The organism is Streptomyces sp. NPDC018833 (assembly GCF_044390825.1).
In the GTDB taxonomy this organism is placed as follows: Bacteria; Actinomycetota; Actinomycetes; order Streptomycetales; family Streptomycetaceae; genus Streptomyces.
Window position 1 is genome coordinate 86268 of record NZ_JBIRZM010000017.1, and the last position, 14012, is coordinate 100279.

14 protein-coding genes and 4 pseudogenes are annotated in these 14012 nt (G+C 70.2%); 13 read left to right on the top strand and 5 right to left on the bottom strand.

The annotated features are described in order from the left end of the window. Positions 1-58: 58 nt before the first annotated feature. On the top strand, positions 59-1225 hold the full coding sequence (locus ACH5AF_RS28470) for an ROK family glucokinase (protein ID WP_398905469.1): 1167 nt from the start codon (positions 59-61) through the stop codon (positions 1223-1225). Continuing rightward, the gene (locus ACH5AF_RS28475) at positions 1222-1797 is read left to right on the top strand and encodes a hypothetical protein (RefSeq protein WP_398905470.1); all 576 of its coding nucleotides are present in this window, start codon (positions 1222-1224) and stop codon (positions 1795-1797) included. The genes ACH5AF_RS28470 and ACH5AF_RS28475 overlap by 4 nt, the downstream gene beginning before the upstream one ends. Positions 1798-2495: 698 nt before the next feature. On the opposite strand, the gene ACH5AF_RS28480 is transcribed toward ACH5AF_RS28475, so the two are convergent. After that, entirely contained in the window at positions 2496-2771 is a 276-nt protein-coding gene (locus ACH5AF_RS28480; RefSeq protein WP_398905472.1) for a hypothetical protein, read from the bottom strand. 97 nt (positions 2772-2868) lie between these two features. On the opposite strand from ACH5AF_RS28480, the gene ACH5AF_RS28485 reads away from it, so the two are divergent. From ACH5AF_RS28485 to ACH5AF_RS28500, 4 genes are all read left to right on the top strand, one after another. Continuing rightward, positions 2869-3282, top strand: a complete 414-nt coding sequence (locus ACH5AF_RS28485) for a hypothetical protein (protein ID WP_398905473.1) — start codon at positions 2869-2871, stop codon at positions 3280-3282. Between the two features lie 772 nt (positions 3283-4054). Beyond that, positions 4055-5224, top strand: coding sequence for a PLP-dependent cysteine synthase family protein (locus tag ACH5AF_RS28490; protein WP_398905602.1), 1170 nt, complete (start codon positions 4055-4057; stop codon positions 5222-5224). Continuing rightward, on the top strand, positions 5221-6516 hold the full coding sequence (locus ACH5AF_RS28495) for an MFS transporter (RefSeq protein WP_398905474.1): 1296 nt from the start codon (positions 5221-5223) through the stop codon (positions 6514-6516). Before ACH5AF_RS28490 ends, ACH5AF_RS28495 begins: the two co-directional genes overlap by 4 nt. Positions 6517-7041: 525 nt before the next feature. Next, the gene (locus ACH5AF_RS28500; protein WP_398905475.1) at positions 7042-7485 is read left to right on the top strand and encodes a hypothetical protein; all 444 of its coding nucleotides are present in this window, start codon (positions 7042-7044) and stop codon (positions 7483-7485) included. A 237-nt stretch (positions 7486-7722) separates the two neighbouring features. Here ACH5AF_RS28500 and ACH5AF_RS28505 read toward each other — a convergent pair. Next, positions 7723-8673, bottom strand: a pseudogene (locus tag ACH5AF_RS28505) (DUF5134 domain-containing protein); the annotation flags it as partial. A gap of 199 nt (positions 8674-8872) precedes the next feature. On the opposite strand from ACH5AF_RS28505, the gene ACH5AF_RS28510 reads away from it, so the two are divergent. Together ACH5AF_RS28510 and ACH5AF_RS28515 are read left to right on the top strand one after the other, a co-directional pair. Then, entirely contained in the window at positions 8873-9367 is a 495-nt protein-coding gene (locus ACH5AF_RS28510) for a hypothetical protein (RefSeq protein ID WP_398905477.1), read from the top strand. A 92-nt stretch (positions 9368-9459) separates the two neighbouring features. Continuing rightward, positions 9460-10396 (top strand): annotated as a pseudogene (locus tag ACH5AF_RS28515) (multicopper oxidase family protein). Between the two features lie 309 nt (positions 10397-10705). Here the strand turns inward: ACH5AF_RS28515 and ACH5AF_RS28520 are convergent. The 3 genes and pseudogenes from ACH5AF_RS28520 to ACH5AF_RS28530 all read right to left on the bottom strand — a co-directional run. Continuing rightward, on the bottom strand, positions 10706-10852 hold the full coding sequence (locus ACH5AF_RS28520; RefSeq protein WP_398905611.1) for a hypothetical protein: 147 nt from the start codon (positions 10850-10852) through the stop codon (positions 10706-10708). Positions 10853-11002: 150 nt separating this feature from the next. After that, positions 11003-11214: pseudogene (locus ACH5AF_RS28525) on the bottom strand (IS5/IS1182 family transposase); the annotation flags it as partial. Between the two features lie 192 nt (positions 11215-11406). Continuing rightward, positions 11407-11796 (bottom strand): annotated as a pseudogene (locus tag ACH5AF_RS28530) (cupredoxin domain-containing protein); the annotation flags it as partial. Positions 11797-11861: 65 nt separating this feature from the next. Between ACH5AF_RS28530 and ACH5AF_RS28535 the strand changes: the two are divergent. From ACH5AF_RS28535 to ACH5AF_RS28555, 5 genes are read left to right on the top strand one after another with little or no spacing between them, the layout of a single operon-like run. Next, complete coding sequence (locus ACH5AF_RS28535) at positions 11862-12128, top strand: SHOCT domain-containing protein (protein WP_398905604.1); 267 nt, start codon at positions 11862-11864, stop codon at positions 12126-12128. A 55-nt stretch (positions 12129-12183) separates the two neighbouring features. After that, complete coding sequence (locus ACH5AF_RS28540; RefSeq protein ID WP_398905478.1) at positions 12184-12429, top strand: DUF2933 domain-containing protein; 246 nt, start codon at positions 12184-12186, stop codon at positions 12427-12429. A 31-nt stretch (positions 12430-12460) separates the two neighbouring features. Beyond that, positions 12461-12733: a hypothetical protein gene (locus tag ACH5AF_RS28545; protein WP_398905480.1), complete on the top strand. Its 273-nt coding sequence runs from the start codon at positions 12461-12463 to the stop codon at positions 12731-12733. Then, the gene (locus ACH5AF_RS28550) at positions 12733-13449 is read left to right on the top strand and encodes a methyltransferase family protein (protein WP_398905482.1); all 717 of its coding nucleotides are present in this window, start codon (positions 12733-12735) and stop codon (positions 13447-13449) included. Before ACH5AF_RS28545 ends, ACH5AF_RS28550 begins: the two co-directional genes overlap by 1 nt. Beyond that, positions 13446-13583 carry a hypothetical protein gene (locus ACH5AF_RS28555; RefSeq protein WP_398905484.1) on the top strand — a complete coding sequence of 46 codons (138 nt, stop codon included), beginning with the start codon at positions 13446-13448 and terminating at the stop codon, positions 13581-13583. Before ACH5AF_RS28550 ends, ACH5AF_RS28555 begins: the two co-directional genes overlap by 4 nt. Positions 13584-14012 lie beyond the last annotated feature (429 nt).

A 14012-nucleotide genomic window follows, 5' to 3' on the forward strand; every position in this document is an offset into this window, starting at 1 on the left:
GGCACCGCCCACCACCGGGCCGTCACCGGCGGCCACACCCCCCGACACCCGTAGGGACATGAGCACGTACCGCGACTTTGCGAACCGAGGGTCCGCCCGCGCCACCGTCCTCAAGACCGTCGGAACGCGAGAGCGGCGCTCCCACCTCACCGCGCCCCGGGTGCCCACCGTCGGCATCGACATCGGCGGCACCAAGGTGATGGCCGGAGTGGTCGACGCCGACGGCGTCATCCTGGAGAAGGTCCGTACCGAGACCCCGGACAAGTCCAAGAGTCCCCAGGTCGTCGAGGACACCATCTGCGAGCTGGTCCTCGACCTCTCCGACCGCCACGATGTGCACGCGGTCGGGATCGGCGCCGCCGGCTGGGTCGACGCCGACCGCTCCAAGGTCCTCTTCGCACCCCATCTCGCCTGGCGCAACGAGCCCCTGCGCGACGCGCTCTCGGCCCGTCTCGCCGTCCCGGTCCTCGTGGACAACGACGCCAACACCGCCGCCTGGGCCGAGTGGCGCTTCGGCGCGGGCCGCGGTGAGGACCACCTCGTGATGATCACCCTCGGCACCGGAATCGGCGGCGCGATCCTGGAGGACGGCCAGCTCAAGCGGGGCAAGTACGGGGTGGCGGGCGAGTTCGGCCATATGCAGGTCGTGCCCGGCGGACACCGCTGCGCTTGCGGGAACCGCGGCTGCTGGGAGCAGTACAGCTCAGGGAACGCGCTGGTGCGCGAGGCCCGGGAGCTGGCCGCGGCCGACTCCCCGGTGGCGTACAACATCATCGACCGGGTCGGCGGCAGCGTCCACGACATCACCGGACCGCTGATCACCGAACTGGCCCGCGAGGGCGACGCCATGTGCGTCGAACTGTTCCAGGACATCGGCCAGTGGCTCGGCGTCGGCATCGCCAATCTCGCCGCCGCCCTCGACCCCTCCTGCTTCGTGATCGGCGGTGGTGTCAGCGCCGCCGACGACCTGCTCATCGGGCCCGCCCGGGACGCCTTCCGCCGCCACCTCACGGGCCGCGGCTACCGGCCTGAGGCACGCATCGCCAAGGCCGAGCTCGGTCCGGAGGCGGGTATGGTCGGTGCGGCCGACCTGGCCCGCCTGGTCGCACGCCGCTTCCGCCGGACCAACCGCCGCCGGGTGGAGCGCCATGAACGATACGAGCGCTACGCGCAGGCCCTGCGCAGTCCGAGCTCCGTCCGTCCCACCCAGGAACCTCCGACATGACCACCATCACCACGCCGACCCGACAGCCCACTCCGCCGGTCCCCGAGGGCAGACGGCACATGCTCGTGCGCCGCTGGCTCACCGCGATCACCATCGTGCTCCTCGTCGGCATCCCGGCCGGCTATCTGGTGATCTCCGCCGAGCAGAGCCGCGCCAGCGGCCGGGACAAGGAGGCCGAGTCCTCGGCCACCGGCCTGCGCGACAAGTGGCCCTCGCTGATGAAGCGCCGCGTCTTCGAGGTGCCGATCCCCGAGGGCTCCTGGCGCGTCGGCTACTACGAGACCAGCAACTGGAAGACCAGCCGCCTGTACGTGCAGTTCCGCACGACCTCCGACGGTCTCGACGCCTTCCTGAAGGATGTCGGCACCAGCCGGGCCGCCCTCCAGGACGGCAAGGTCACCATCGGCGACCGCGACAGCGAGGTCGTCGGCTGGAACTTCGGCCTGAAGAACCGTGCCTGGGCGGGCACCACGCACCCGAACAAGGACCCGCGCCCCACGCAGGACATCACGGTCGATCTGACCGAACCCGCCAAGCCCTGGGTGTACGTCGTCTCCACAGCGACGCCCTGAGAAATCCACCGGAACCGCACCTCCCGGCCGCAGGGCCCCACCGGTGCTCCACACGACCTTCACGGACCGGACGGTGGAAGGCGGCAACGGGCCGTCCAGGACGACCCCCTGGCCGCAGGGGGTCCTTCCACTCATTACCGTGGGGCGCGTGAGTGAGACGCAGACGCCGTGTGGTCGGCGTGACCATGGCTTTCGTGCATGGCGCGGTCGTGCGGGGTGCCGGTGTGGTGAGCGCTGTGTCCATGACCTTCCCTCCCCATCCCTGCGGTGGCGTGGCCCGCGTCCGTGGCCAACGGTCACGAAGCTACATACCCCGGGGGTAAGTGGTGATGCTGGCTTTCCGAAGGGGCGGGGGAGCTCGGGCCAGGTTCGGCAGGGATCGGCGAAGCGTCTGCGGTCGCAGTCGCCGCGCGGTTACGGTGCCTGGGGCGTGGAGGCGAACAAGGGCGCTGCAAGCAAGGCCAACACACCCGGGACTTCTCGCTTGGCGCGTGTCCAGGCGTCGCATGTTCCTGATTTCGAGCGGAGCCGCATTGTCACCCGGCGCGGGTTGTATCCGCGTCACCCGCTGCAACGCAGGGCGCCGGCGTAGATGGCGCGGGTTGAGGGGTGCCTCGTCCTGGGTGCCGCGCAGTCACGGGCCCACGCATGTCGCCCACAGGGACTGTTCGATCGTCGACCGCCCGCCGCTTCTTCGGTCATGAGAAAGCGTGACGTCCCGCTTCATCGGCGTTCAGGCGCACGTTACGGACACGTCGAGCGGCGAAGCCGGCGGTCGATGGCCAACCCTCGGATGATGATTCCGCTTGATGGATGCTGATGGTGTGCTCGGGTTCGCCACAGCTCTGTCCGTCACCGGCGCTCACGCGGATGTCGGGGCTCGCCACGCCCTGGGAGACCGGCGGCAGGAGGGTAGCCATGATGAGTCCGGGCGCGATCGCCACAGCAATCAAGCCATTTGCTGGCTCGTTCACCCGGTGTCTCTTAGGAGTTGGTCGATCACCGCTGAGGAGCCGCTAGGATCACGGCATGGTTACGGCTCGGTCGCCCCGGCGCATACCCTGGACCAGCATGGTTCCGGGGTCGTTGCTGCGCGTGCTGGCCATGGCCGTGCTGCTCCTCGGCGTCGTGATCACGCACAGCGTGTACGCCGAGAGTGCCAAGGGTCACATGCCGACCAGTGTGACATCATCTGGGGCGCTGCCGGACATGGAGGCCCGCGAGGGCGCGAAGGACCAGTCCCCGCACCGGATGGCGGCAGCGGATGACCACCACGACGGTCACGGGCCGTCACATTCGGGTCACCACTGCGCATCTGGGCAGCTGCCGCACGGTTCGATCGTAGCGTTGCCCTGCTTTGCAGCATCCGTTCGCGAATCCGCCACCTCGGTACATGCCCTCGCAGAGCGAGGCAAGCCCGGATTCGGCTTCTCTGATGTTCCGTCATTCGCGGCCCTGAGAACCGCCGTAGTGCAGCAGGTCTAGAGAGCTGGGATTCCTCCATCCAGCCTTCCGGTTTTCACCGGTTCGCCTGACCTGCACGGCGAGATCCGGATTCCGTCCACACGATGGGAATCCAGGTCGCATTCACTTCACGCCGTCCTACCCCCACCCATGCATGCTGCCCTCTCGGTACCACCGGGAGGTGACGGCCGCACGGAGGACCTGTGCCGTCATATTTCCGCGTGCCGTTGTCCGCACGGCGCATCTCGGCCGGCTCACCATGGCCGCGCCGGCTCGGCTCCCTGATCCGGGGCGTCCTGCTGGTGGCGATCGTCGTGTGCGCCGTCGGACACGGGCACGGAACGGACGAGGAGCCGCACGGGCTCACGCCCAGCGCCGTCGCAGCGTCAGAGGTGACGCTGGCGGAGGCACAGCAGCACGGGCCGCATACTCCGCATCCGCCGCACGGTGCTGAGGAGTGCGTGCATGAAGCGGTCGTTCGTACGGCGGCCGAGGCACCGGAGCAGCCATCCCCGGGCGCGGATGTCCTGACGCCACTTGCCGCGGGGGCCGTGGCCCTCGGACATTCCTCGGCTCTTCGTGGGAGGGGCAGACGGCGCCTGCCAGGCAACGGCCGGACGCAACTCACCCGTACGGCCCGGTTGCGCATCTAGATCTCTCGCCCGCAGCCGGCATCGCGGGCTGCCGCGCGCCAGACGGTACCGAGCACGGACGGATCTGCGATCCGCGCCGGTCGTCGTGGTGCGCGCGTGATGAATCCCGCCCTGTGCATTCATCGAGCGAGAGCGACAACATGCAGTCACTGACGTCTTTGCAGAAGACCACCTCCCCCTCTGGCCAGTCCGCGCTGTCGCAACTGGTGGGGAACACGCCCCTGCTGCGGGTCTCGGAGCCGCTGGCCCCGGCCGGACGCGGCTTCTGGGCGAAGCTCGAGGGCTTCAACCCCGGCGGCATCAAGGACCGTCCGGGGCTCCACATGGTCGAGCGGGCCCGGGCCCGCGGCGATCTGCGGCCCGGCGGACGGATCATTGAGTCCACCAGCGGAACCCTGGGCCTGGGACTGGCGCTGGCCGGCATGGTGTACGGCCACCCGGTCACCCTGGTCACCGACCCGGGACTGGAGCTGTCCATGACCCGGCTGCTGACCGCCTACGGCGCCCAGGTCAACGTCGTCTCCGAGCCCCACCCGACCGGCGGCTGGCAGCAGGCCCGCCGTGAGCGCGTGCAGCGGCTGCTGGAGCGGCACCCGGACTCCTGGTGCCCGGACCAGTACAACAACCCGGACAACGTCGCCGCCTACACCCCACTGGCCCTCGAACTCGCCTCCGAAATGGGGCACATAGACGTACTGGTGTGCAGCGTCGGCACCGGCGGCCACTCCGCGGGCGTCTCCCGGGTGCTGCGCCAGCTGTACCCCGACCTGACGGTCATCGGCGTGGACACCACGGGTTCGACGATCTTCGGCCAGCCCGCCCGGCCCCGCCTGATGCGCGGACTCGGCTCCAGCATCTACCCCCGCAACGTCGCCTACGAGAACTTCTCCGAGGTGCACTGGGTGGCCCCGCACGAGGCGGTGTGGACCTGTCGGCAACTCGCCGCCTCGCACTACGCCACCGGAGGATGGAGCGTGGGGGCGGTCGCCCTGGTGGCCGGCTGGCTGGCCCGGACGATGCCCGCGGACGCCCGCATCGTGGCGATCTTCCCCGACGGCCCGCAGCGCTACCTGGGGACGGTGTACGACGACGACTACTGCGCTGCCCACGGACTGCTGGACTCACCTCCATCTCCGGAGCCGGAGCTGATCGGCCGCCTGGACGAGAAGGAGGTCTCCTGCTGGACACGGTGCACCACCGTGGTCGACCCCCTCACCCTCCAGGACACGCCGAAGGAGGTCGCCAAGGGCCTCGGGGAGCCCGGGGACATCCCGAGCACCAAGCCCGACGCGCCGGAGGGGGACCGGTGAAGGGGCTGTACACGCAGGTGCGCTCCTACGAGGGCAGCGTGCAGTTGTTGATGGTGAATCAGTTCACCATCAACCTCGGCTTCTACATGCTGATGCCCTATCTGGCCGCCCACCTCTCCGGCACCCTGGGACTGGCCGGCTGGATCGTCGGACTCGTCCTGGGCGTTCGCAACTTCAGCCAGCAGGGCATGTTCCTCGTCGGAGGCACGCTCGCCGACCGGCTCGGATACAAGCCAATGATCGTGGCCGGGTGCGTCCTGCGCACCGTCGGCTTCGCCACGCTCGGCCTGGTGGACTCGCTGCCGGCCCTGCTCGCCGCCTCGGCGGCCACCGGACTGGCCGGCGCACTGTTCAACCCGGCCGTACGCGCCTATCTCGCCGCGGACGCGGGGGAGCGCCGGGTGGAGGCGTTCGCGCTGTTCAACGTCTTCTATCAGGCCGGGATCCTGCTCGGACCGCTGGTGGGGATGGTGCTCACCGGCGTGGACTTCCGCATCACCTGCCTGGCGGCGGCCGGGATCTTCGCGCTGCTGTCCGTCGTGCAGTTCCGGGCCCTTCCTGCCCGGCGCAAGGACGCGGGGAAGGAGCGGGGTGGGGACCGCGAGAGCGTGCTCGCCCAGTGGCGGGGCATCCTCGCCAACCGGCCGTTCCTGCTCTTCTCCGCAGCCATGATCGGCTCGTACGTCCTCACCTTCCAGGTCTACCTGTCCCTGCCCCTGGAAGTGCGACGACTCGGCGGCGACGGGGAGTTCGGCACGGCCGCTGTGGCGATGCTCTTCGCGGTCTCCGGACTGAGCACCATCCTCGGCCAGACACGCGTGACCGCCTGGTGCAAGGCTCGCTACGAGCCCGGCCAGGCACTCGTGCGGGGCCTGGCGCTGATGGGTCTGGCGTTCGTGCCACTTCTGCTCGCGACCGCCGTGCCCGTACCAGCATCCGGCGTGGGGCTGTGGCTGCTGGCCGCGGTGCCGCCGACGCTCGCCGCGCTGCTGCTGGCCCTCGGCACGATGATCGCGTACCCGTTCGAGATGGACACCATCGTCCGCCTCTCCGGCGACCGGCTCGTCGCCACCCACTACGGGCTCTACAACACGATTTGCGGCATCGGCATCACCCTCGGCAACCTCCTCACCGGCGCCGCACTCGACGCGGCCCGCGCCGCCGGAATGCCCGCACTGCCGTGGATCTCCCTTACCGTGCTCGGCCTCGCCTGCGGGGCCGCCCTGTACGGCCTGCACAGTACCGGCCGCCTGAAGGCTCCCGCCCCCGAGCCGCAGCCCGCCACTGTCTGACCAATGGGCCCTCAGGTCCAGGGGCGGGCCCCGAATGGTGCCCGCCCCGCTGGCCCCTACCTTGAGGACGGGCGACCCGCACCCGCAGCGACCCGCACCCGCAGCGACCGGTACCGGCCGGGGCCGGTCCGCCGGGAGCCGACAGACGAAGGGGGCCTTTCGCGGTGGGCCGGCACGCGGAGTCACGCGACCGGACCGCCGGGGCTTACGTGGCAGGATTTACGTCGCTTCTCGGGTGCAGGGGCGTGCGGACGCTCCGCGTGAGCCGGGAACACGGCACCACCGAAGTCGGTGGAGCACCGCGCTCCGCTCGGACGGAGACCGCACCGCCTGCGCACGGTGCCGACGGCCTAGATCCGCAGAATGGCCAACCGGGTGATGGTTCCCGCACGAGCCGGTGGCAGAGGCCGACGGAGGCCGGAACGTTGTGCGCAGAGGCGCCTCACCAGCGAGTTGCGCAGGGCGACAGCGCGTCCGCGGATCCCTCGCCGGCCGGCTGCCAGCCATGCGCAGCAGCCGAGAACGGTGGCACAGGCCGAATTCGGCCGCCCCCTCGAAGCCGTGATGCTCCTCCTCCAGGGAAGCCGTCACCGCTGGGGGAGCCGAAGCGCCGAGCACGGCCTGCGCCTGTTGCTGTGCGTGTACATGGGCGGCGGGTTCGCCCCTGTGGCCGGTGTCGGTGCTGCCCGCGTGGGCAAGGAGGTGCATCAGACCAAGAGTGAGCAGCAGGAGGAGGAGCAGGCGCCCGATCGCGCCTCGCCCTGCCCTGGCTCCGTTGCCGAACGGCTCGGGGTGGACAGCCGCCAGCCGTGGAAGCTGCTCAGCGGCATCGACCTGAACGCCATCGTCGTCACCTTCCTCGTCACGTGGACCGGCGCCGTCGTGCTGTGGAAGGTCCGGCGCTACGACGAGCGGTACCCGAACCAGTCGGCCGTCGTTCCGGTCGAATCGGAGATCACCATCGGATGACGGGGTGCTCCGGGCTCTCACTCGCCACGGCCGGGACCCGGAGTCGTCGCGAATGCATCCACGGAGGAAACCCGTCTGAAGAGCCGGTGCCGCCGACTGTGTCGAGAGCAGCGTCGGCAAGTCGCAGGTGGTCGGCTGCCGCACGGTCATGCGGGCTGGGTGAAGGAGATGGCAAAGGACCTCGGGGGTGGGACGGCGGTCCCTGCCCGGAGGCCAGGCTGACGGCCGGCCCGCCCGTTAGGCGGCCATCATGACCAGCATCGCGGACATCGTGCTGCCCATGCCGATGTGGGCCAGCAGTGCCGCACCGGGTGAGGTGCCCGGCGCCCGTCGACGGCGTCGGCCGCCCGTAGCCGCGTGGGAACGGTGCGTCTCGCTCCTCAGCCGGGTCCGGTCCCACACAGAGATGGCCAGCGACGCGATGAACACGACCACCGCGTCGGGCAGGGCCAGAACGTGGTGCATCCAGCGGGTTCGGCCACTGCGGCGGCCTGCTGCCGCGGTGGACCGGTCGGCGCTGCGGAAGCGCGTCCACAGGGACGCGGCGATCGAGAGTACGAAGTACACGGCGAGTCCGACCAGGACCAGACGCCAGACCGAGGCGAAGCCGGAGGACGCTGCTGCCTGGGTGCCGGTGGAGGCCATGTCGTGACCAGCCATCCCCGAATGGCCATGACCTGACATCCCCGTCATGGAATGGTCCATCCCCGCCATTCCGGCCGCGTCCGTCGCTTCCGGGGAACCTTCCGTGCTCGCTGCTCCATGACCGTGACCGTGCCCAGACGTGCCCAGGGCGAGAACGGGCCCGGAGGTGCTGCCGGGCATGGCAAGCGTCATGATCACCATGGCGGCGCTGCCGATGATGTGGTGTGCCCAGTGCCGGCCGTGGCGCCAGCCGTGTCGCCGTGTGTGATGTACGGACAGCACGATTCCGCCGAAACCGACGGCGGCGAACGCCGTCACCCACAAGACGCCGTGATCCCCGAAGGACGCCGAGGTAGCGGGCAGGAACATGGCGGCCATGCCCCCGGCCATGACCAGATCGCCTCCCGCGGTGAACCGGACTTCTCTGCTGTCGGCATCCGCCAGCCGTGCCAGGCTCACCATGGCGACGAGCACGGAGACCGCCAACAGAGACCATGTCAGGGCCGGACTTCCCATTGCTGCCTCCGTATCGGGGTGACCACTCTGATGCCCTGAGTACGTGGTGGAGGGTGCGGGTGTTCAGGGACGGGAGTGCAGGCAGGTCCCTCATGTGGCCGAGAACCTCACGAATCCGGCGCGCCGTGCCCGAGACATCTTGGCGCTTCATACGCGGAGCTCTTCGTGCCCTGCGACAGGTCCCCCTCATCCATCCTTTACCCCTCCGGGAAGCCCCGGTGAAGTGATGGCGGTACAGGTAGCTCTCGCCTCGCGGACTCGCGCCCCTCGTGGCGTCGCCCGCTGGACGCGTGCTGTTGTCATCGCCCTGTTCGCCGCGCTGGCCGTACTGATTCACCACGAGGCGATGGCCGCGACCATGGCCCCGTCACCGTCGTCCGCCGTGCACGTCATGCCCGGGGGCATGGTGATGGCGGGCGATCCCGCATCGCTGGCCATGGAGATGTCTGGGCACGCGCACAGAGTCGCGGCCGCGGAGCCGGCGGCCGCCGCGCTTACCGGACCCGCCGCGTACGGCACCGCGAGCGCGGCATGTGCCGGCATGGGCATGCAGCACTGCGCGCCGGCGAGCGTCGACGAGGTCACTCTCGTGCCCCCGGCGGACTCATCGGTGTCAGGGGATCTCCACGTTTACGGCGCCGCCGTCCCTGGTGCGGTGCCAGCCGGCGCGGTGGGCCGGGCGCCCCCGGATCTGTCCCTTCTCTCTCAGCTGCGCATCTAGGCCGTGCCCAACGGCCTCCTCGCAGTTTTCTCATGCCGAGGAGCCGTCTCCGCACGTCCCCCATGCGCACAGAGAGACTGAGGAAGACCCCTATGAACAGCATCAACCGCCGCTCCGTCCTGCTGGCCGGCCTCGGCGTCGCGGGCGCGGGCGCGCTCGCCGCCTGCAGCAGCGGCTCCGGCAGTACGTCTTCCCTTGTGAGCCCCTCCGGCTCGGCGGTCGCCGCAGCCGAGAAGAAGCGCCCCAGCACCGGCAAGGTGCGCAACGTGACCCTGACCGCCGCGCCCGCCATGCTCGACCTGGGCGGTGGTGTCATGGCCAGGAGCTGGGCCTTCGGCGGCCAGATCGGGCGGCGACACGGCGTACCGGGTGACGCTCGGCGGCCACAAGCTGACGATCACCCACACCGACGGCTTCCCCGTCGAGCACCAGCAGGTCGATGCCCTGCTGATCGGCATGGGCGAGCGCTACGACGTCGTGGTCACCCTCGGCGACGGCGTCTTCCCGCTGGTCGCCCTGGCGGAGGGCAAGGACGCCGGCGGCATGGCCCTGGTCCGTACCGGATCCGGCAGCGCGCCGCAGGCGTCCGTCCGGCCCAAGGAACTCGACGGCAGCATCCTGACCGCCTCCCAGCTGAAGGCCGCGGACGACGTCCGGCTCGCGTCGGAGATGGCGGACCGGGTGCACCGCATCGAGCTGACCGGCGGCATGGACAAGTACAACTGGGCCATCAACGGCAAGGCGTTCGACATGGACGACCCGTCCGCGAACCCCCTCCTCGTCGAGGAGGGCCAGCGGGTACGGCTGGACTTCGTCAACACGACGGAGATGTGGCACCCGATGCACCTGCACGGCCATACCTACCAGCTCGTAGGCGGCGGCCCGCGCAAGGACACCGCGATCGTGCTGCCGAAGAAGACGCTGTCGGTGGAGTTCGACGCGGACAACCTCGGCCAGTGGATGCTCCACTGCCACAACGCGTATCACGGCGAGGTCGGGATGATGGCGCTGGTGGCCTACCAAGCTTGATCGCCGGCCGTCTCGCGTGCCGGCCGCGAACTGTCGGCCGGCACGTGAGGGTAAGCGTGGTTGGGAGGGCGGTTGGGGTGGATCCCCGTGTTTCCGCGTTGTCGGATGCGTGAATGATTGCCAGACGTGGCCGGACCGACGAGGATGCCGGTCCGGTCGCCGTCGATGTCTTGCGTGGCGGATGCCGCCGTGCGGGTCAGGCGGCTCGGCGGATGGGCCCGTCGGCGCTGACGGCGGGCGGTGCCGGCGGGGCGGGAACGGGGCCGGGAAGAGCGACCGGCAGGCGCAGGCGTTTCAGCGCGAGTGCGTTCACGGCCACGATGACGCTGGAGCCGACATGGACAGGGCCGCGATCTCGGGCCGGAGGACGAGGCCGAAGGCGGGTTCGAACACGCCGGCGGCGATGGGCAGGGCGAGGGCGTTGTAGCCGATGGCCCAGCCCAGGTTCTGGCGCATCTTGCGCAGGGTGCCGCGCCGAGCAGGACGAAGGAGGCGAGGACGCCCGTCCTGATGGCGGAGGCACGCGATCCGATGACCCCGCGCCCACGCCGGGACCGCGCCGCCGCACAGGCATTTTGGTGCTTCGGCGGGGCATGCGGCCTTGGGGCGGAGGTGCCGGAAGTCGCGGCGGACTCGGGCGGGAGTGAGCTTGTCGGGCGGGCTGTGTTTCTCTTCCAGTCCGGGAGTTCGCTCTGGCCGCGCTCGCGGCGGTGCGGGATGACGAGTCCGGTGCCCGGGTAGCCGCCGTCGGCGATCGTCAGCGTCCTGCCAACGGCGGCTTTCGCGCCGGATTCCTCCCATGCCTTGCAGTCGTTGCGGCGGGTGCCTCGGCCGCCTCCGCCTCCGCCTCGGCCCCGCTCTCCTCGCCGCGTCGCAGCGGTGGCGGGAGCCGTGTCCCGGCTGTCGCCGCCCGGGGTGACCTCCGCGACGTCGGGGCCTTCCGCGGGCTCGACCAGCAGCGTGCCGTGGATCATGTTCATGCCGCAGGCGAAGCCGAAGGAGCCGACGTTGTCGGGGCGCAGGCGGACGGTGGTGCGTGAGTATGCCGGAAGCCCGGCGCTGACCCGCAGGTCGGGGAAGACGACCCGGGAGGTGCACTCCCCGCTCTCCTGCCGGTCGAAGACAAGCTCCACCGGCACCCCCTGGCGGACCTTGATGACGTTGGGGCTGTAGCCGCCACGCACCATCACCTCGACCCGCTGCACCCCGCCCTCCAGCTGCGCGGTGCGGGCCTTGCGCGGGCCGAAGAAGAACCAGCCCAGCCCGGTGATCAGGACAGCAGCCAGGATCACGACCACGACATCGGCGACACCCATGGCAGATCGCCCTCCTTGGGGCTGACCGGCCCACCGGCTGGGGACCAAAGGCCACTGCACCCCGCGACCAGAACAAGTGACCATGACATTGACGGAAACGACGAGCGGGCAGCGGGCTCGCCGTCCGGATCACCGGGGATGTGATCGTGATGATGTTCTGGTTCGACCACGACGTGAGCGGCTGGGGCTGGTTCGCGATGTCGGCTGGCATGATCGCGTTCTGGGCCCTGGTCATCACCGCCGCTGTCCTGCTCTTCAGGGCCCTGGGCCGCGCGACCGAGCAGCCTCATGACCCTGCCGGACCGGCGCCGGAGCAGCTGCTCGCCGAGCGTTTCGTCCGCGGCGAGATCGACGAGGAGGAGTACCAGCGGCGCATGGATGCGCTGCACGCCTCCGGTCCACTCACCAAGCATTGACCCCTGGCCCGCGGGCCGCCCGCCGGGGACCCTGTCTCGGGAAGAAGGCGCCGTTATGAACAACAACAAGAACTACGGTCTGTACGCGGTCGCGCTCGCCATCGCCTTCGTCGGTGCGCTGGCACTCGGCGTGCCCCTGGGCACGCTCGCCCTCCTGGCCATCGTCGCCGCCTGCCCGCTGATGATGTTCTTCATGATGCGCGGCATGCACGGCGGCCAGGGCGAGGACCAGCCGCCCATGGACGACCGTGATCCGCTGCACAAGCACGACCACCACCACCCCGGATCCGGCCGGCCCTGACCTGCCGGCAACCGGGGACGAGGTAGGCGTCATGAGCGCCCTGATAGCCGTCCTGATCGGCACGCTGATCCTGGCCGCCATGGCCTACGACATCGCGCGCCTGATCACCACCAACGAGAGCCGCTGCCCGCCGCTGGCACGCCTTAAGGGGAAGCGGGCGGCCCTGGAAGACGCTGAGCGGTGGTGTGTCGGCCTGCGCCTGCACGGCCGGATCGACCACGCCGCCTATCAGCAGCGGATGAGCGGCATCGCCCACGGCAGGCGCCGGCCGGCCGCCGACCGAGAAGCCACGAGGAGGACGTGATGTCTGACGCCGCATACGGCCTGTGGCCCCTGGTGGTGCTCAACACCGCGCTGTTCATCCTGTTCGCCGCGAGCTTCTTCCACCCGAGGACGAAACGGGACTGGCGGGCGATGGGCGCCTACAGCGCCTTCCTCGTGGCGCTGTTCACCGAGATGTACGGCACCCCGCTGACGATCTACCTGCTGGGCAGCTGGCTCGGCAACCAGTTCCCGCTGCTGAAGGACACCCACGCCGGCGGACACCTGTGGAACGACCTGACCGGCTGGTCCGGCGACCCGCACCTGAGCCCCTTCCACCTGGCCAGCTACGTCGCCATCGGCGCCGGATTCTGGCTGATCGCCGCCGCATGGAAGGTCCTGCACGAAGCCGCGCAGCACGACCGCCTCGCCACCAGCGGCCTGTACGCCTGGGTGCGCCACCCGCAGTACGACGGCTTCCTGCTCGTCATGATCGGGTTCCTGCTGCAGTGGCCCACCATCCCCACCCTGATCATGTTCCCGGTCCTGCTGTACGTGTACATGAGGCTGGCCCGCAGTGAGGAGCGCGAGGTCGCCTCCCGGTTCGGCGAGGAGTGGACGGCCTACGCCGCCCGCACCCCCGCTTTCTGGCCCAGGCGACCCCACCGCCACGACCGCCTCCACCCGCATGACAAGGCGCACGGGCCGGTTCCGCCGCCCACGGCCCACACGCCAGACCGGCCAGGGAGGAGGCGATGACCGACATGTCCGTGGCCCTCCAGGCGGCGATCCTGATCGCCATCCTCGCCGGGATCGCCCTGCTGCTCGTGGTGCTCGCCCGCACCGAGCGCCCCCCACGGCCTCGCCACCCCGGCAGGAGGCGACAGCCATGATGCCCGGTGTCCTCCTCGTCTGGCTCCTGATCACCGTCCAGGGGATGACCGCCGCATGGTGCGCGCTGCTTCTCAAGAGGCGCCACCAGAGGGACGCCCCGCACCTGGCCCGCACCCTCCACCGCACCGCCCCAGGGCCTGTACATCGCCGCGAGCGTCCTGATAGCACTCACCTACGCGCTGATCGGCGTCCTGCTCGGCCCGGTGTTCGGCAAGGTCGGCGGGATCCTCGTCGCCATCCTGTTGCCCTTCATCGACCTCGGCATCGAACAGAGCCCCATGCTCCGCCCCACCCCGCCCGGATGGGCCCATGGCCTGCCCGGCTACGGCGCCACCCGCGTCCTGATCGAGGCCGCCGTCACCCCCACCTTCGACGAAACCGGCGCCCTGCTGACCGCCCTGGCCTGGCTGACCGGGCTCACCCTCGCC

Coding starts and splice junctions, on each gene's coding strand:
- ACH5AF_RS28550 (WP_398905482.1), top strand. CDS start 12,733: ATGTCTGACGCCGCATACGGCCTGTGGCCCCTGGTGGTGCTCAACACC.
- ACH5AF_RS28540 (WP_398905478.1), top strand. CDS start 12,184: ATGAACAACAACAAGAACTACGGTCTGTACGCGGTCGCGCTCGCCATC.
- ACH5AF_RS28555 (WP_398905484.1), top strand. CDS start 13,446: ATGACCGACATGTCCGTGGCCCTCCAGGCGGCGATCCTGATCGCCATC.
- ACH5AF_RS28470 (WP_398905469.1), top strand. CDS start 59: ATGAGCACGTACCGCGACTTTGCGAACCGAGGGTCCGCCCGCGCCACC.
- ACH5AF_RS28535 (WP_398905604.1), top strand. CDS start 11,862: ATGATGTTCTGGTTCGACCACGACGTGAGCGGCTGGGGCTGGTTCGCG.
- ACH5AF_RS28510 (WP_398905477.1), top strand. CDS start 8,873: ATGGCGGTACAGGTAGCTCTCGCCTCGCGGACTCGCGCCCCTCGTGGC.
- ACH5AF_RS28490 (WP_398905602.1), top strand. CDS start 4,055: ATGCAGTCACTGACGTCTTTGCAGAAGACCACCTCCCCCTCTGGCCAG.
- ACH5AF_RS28545 (WP_398905480.1), top strand. CDS start 12,461: ATGAGCGCCCTGATAGCCGTCCTGATCGGCACGCTGATCCTGGCCGCC.
- ACH5AF_RS28520 (WP_398905611.1), bottom strand. CDS start 10,852: ATGCGCCAGAACCTGGGCTGGGCCATCGGCTACAACGCCCTCGCCCTG.
- ACH5AF_RS28475 (WP_398905470.1), top strand. CDS start 1,222: ATGACCACCATCACCACGCCGACCCGACAGCCCACTCCGCCGGTCCCC.
- ACH5AF_RS28485 (WP_398905473.1), top strand. CDS start 2,869: ATGGTTCCGGGGTCGTTGCTGCGCGTGCTGGCCATGGCCGTGCTGCTC.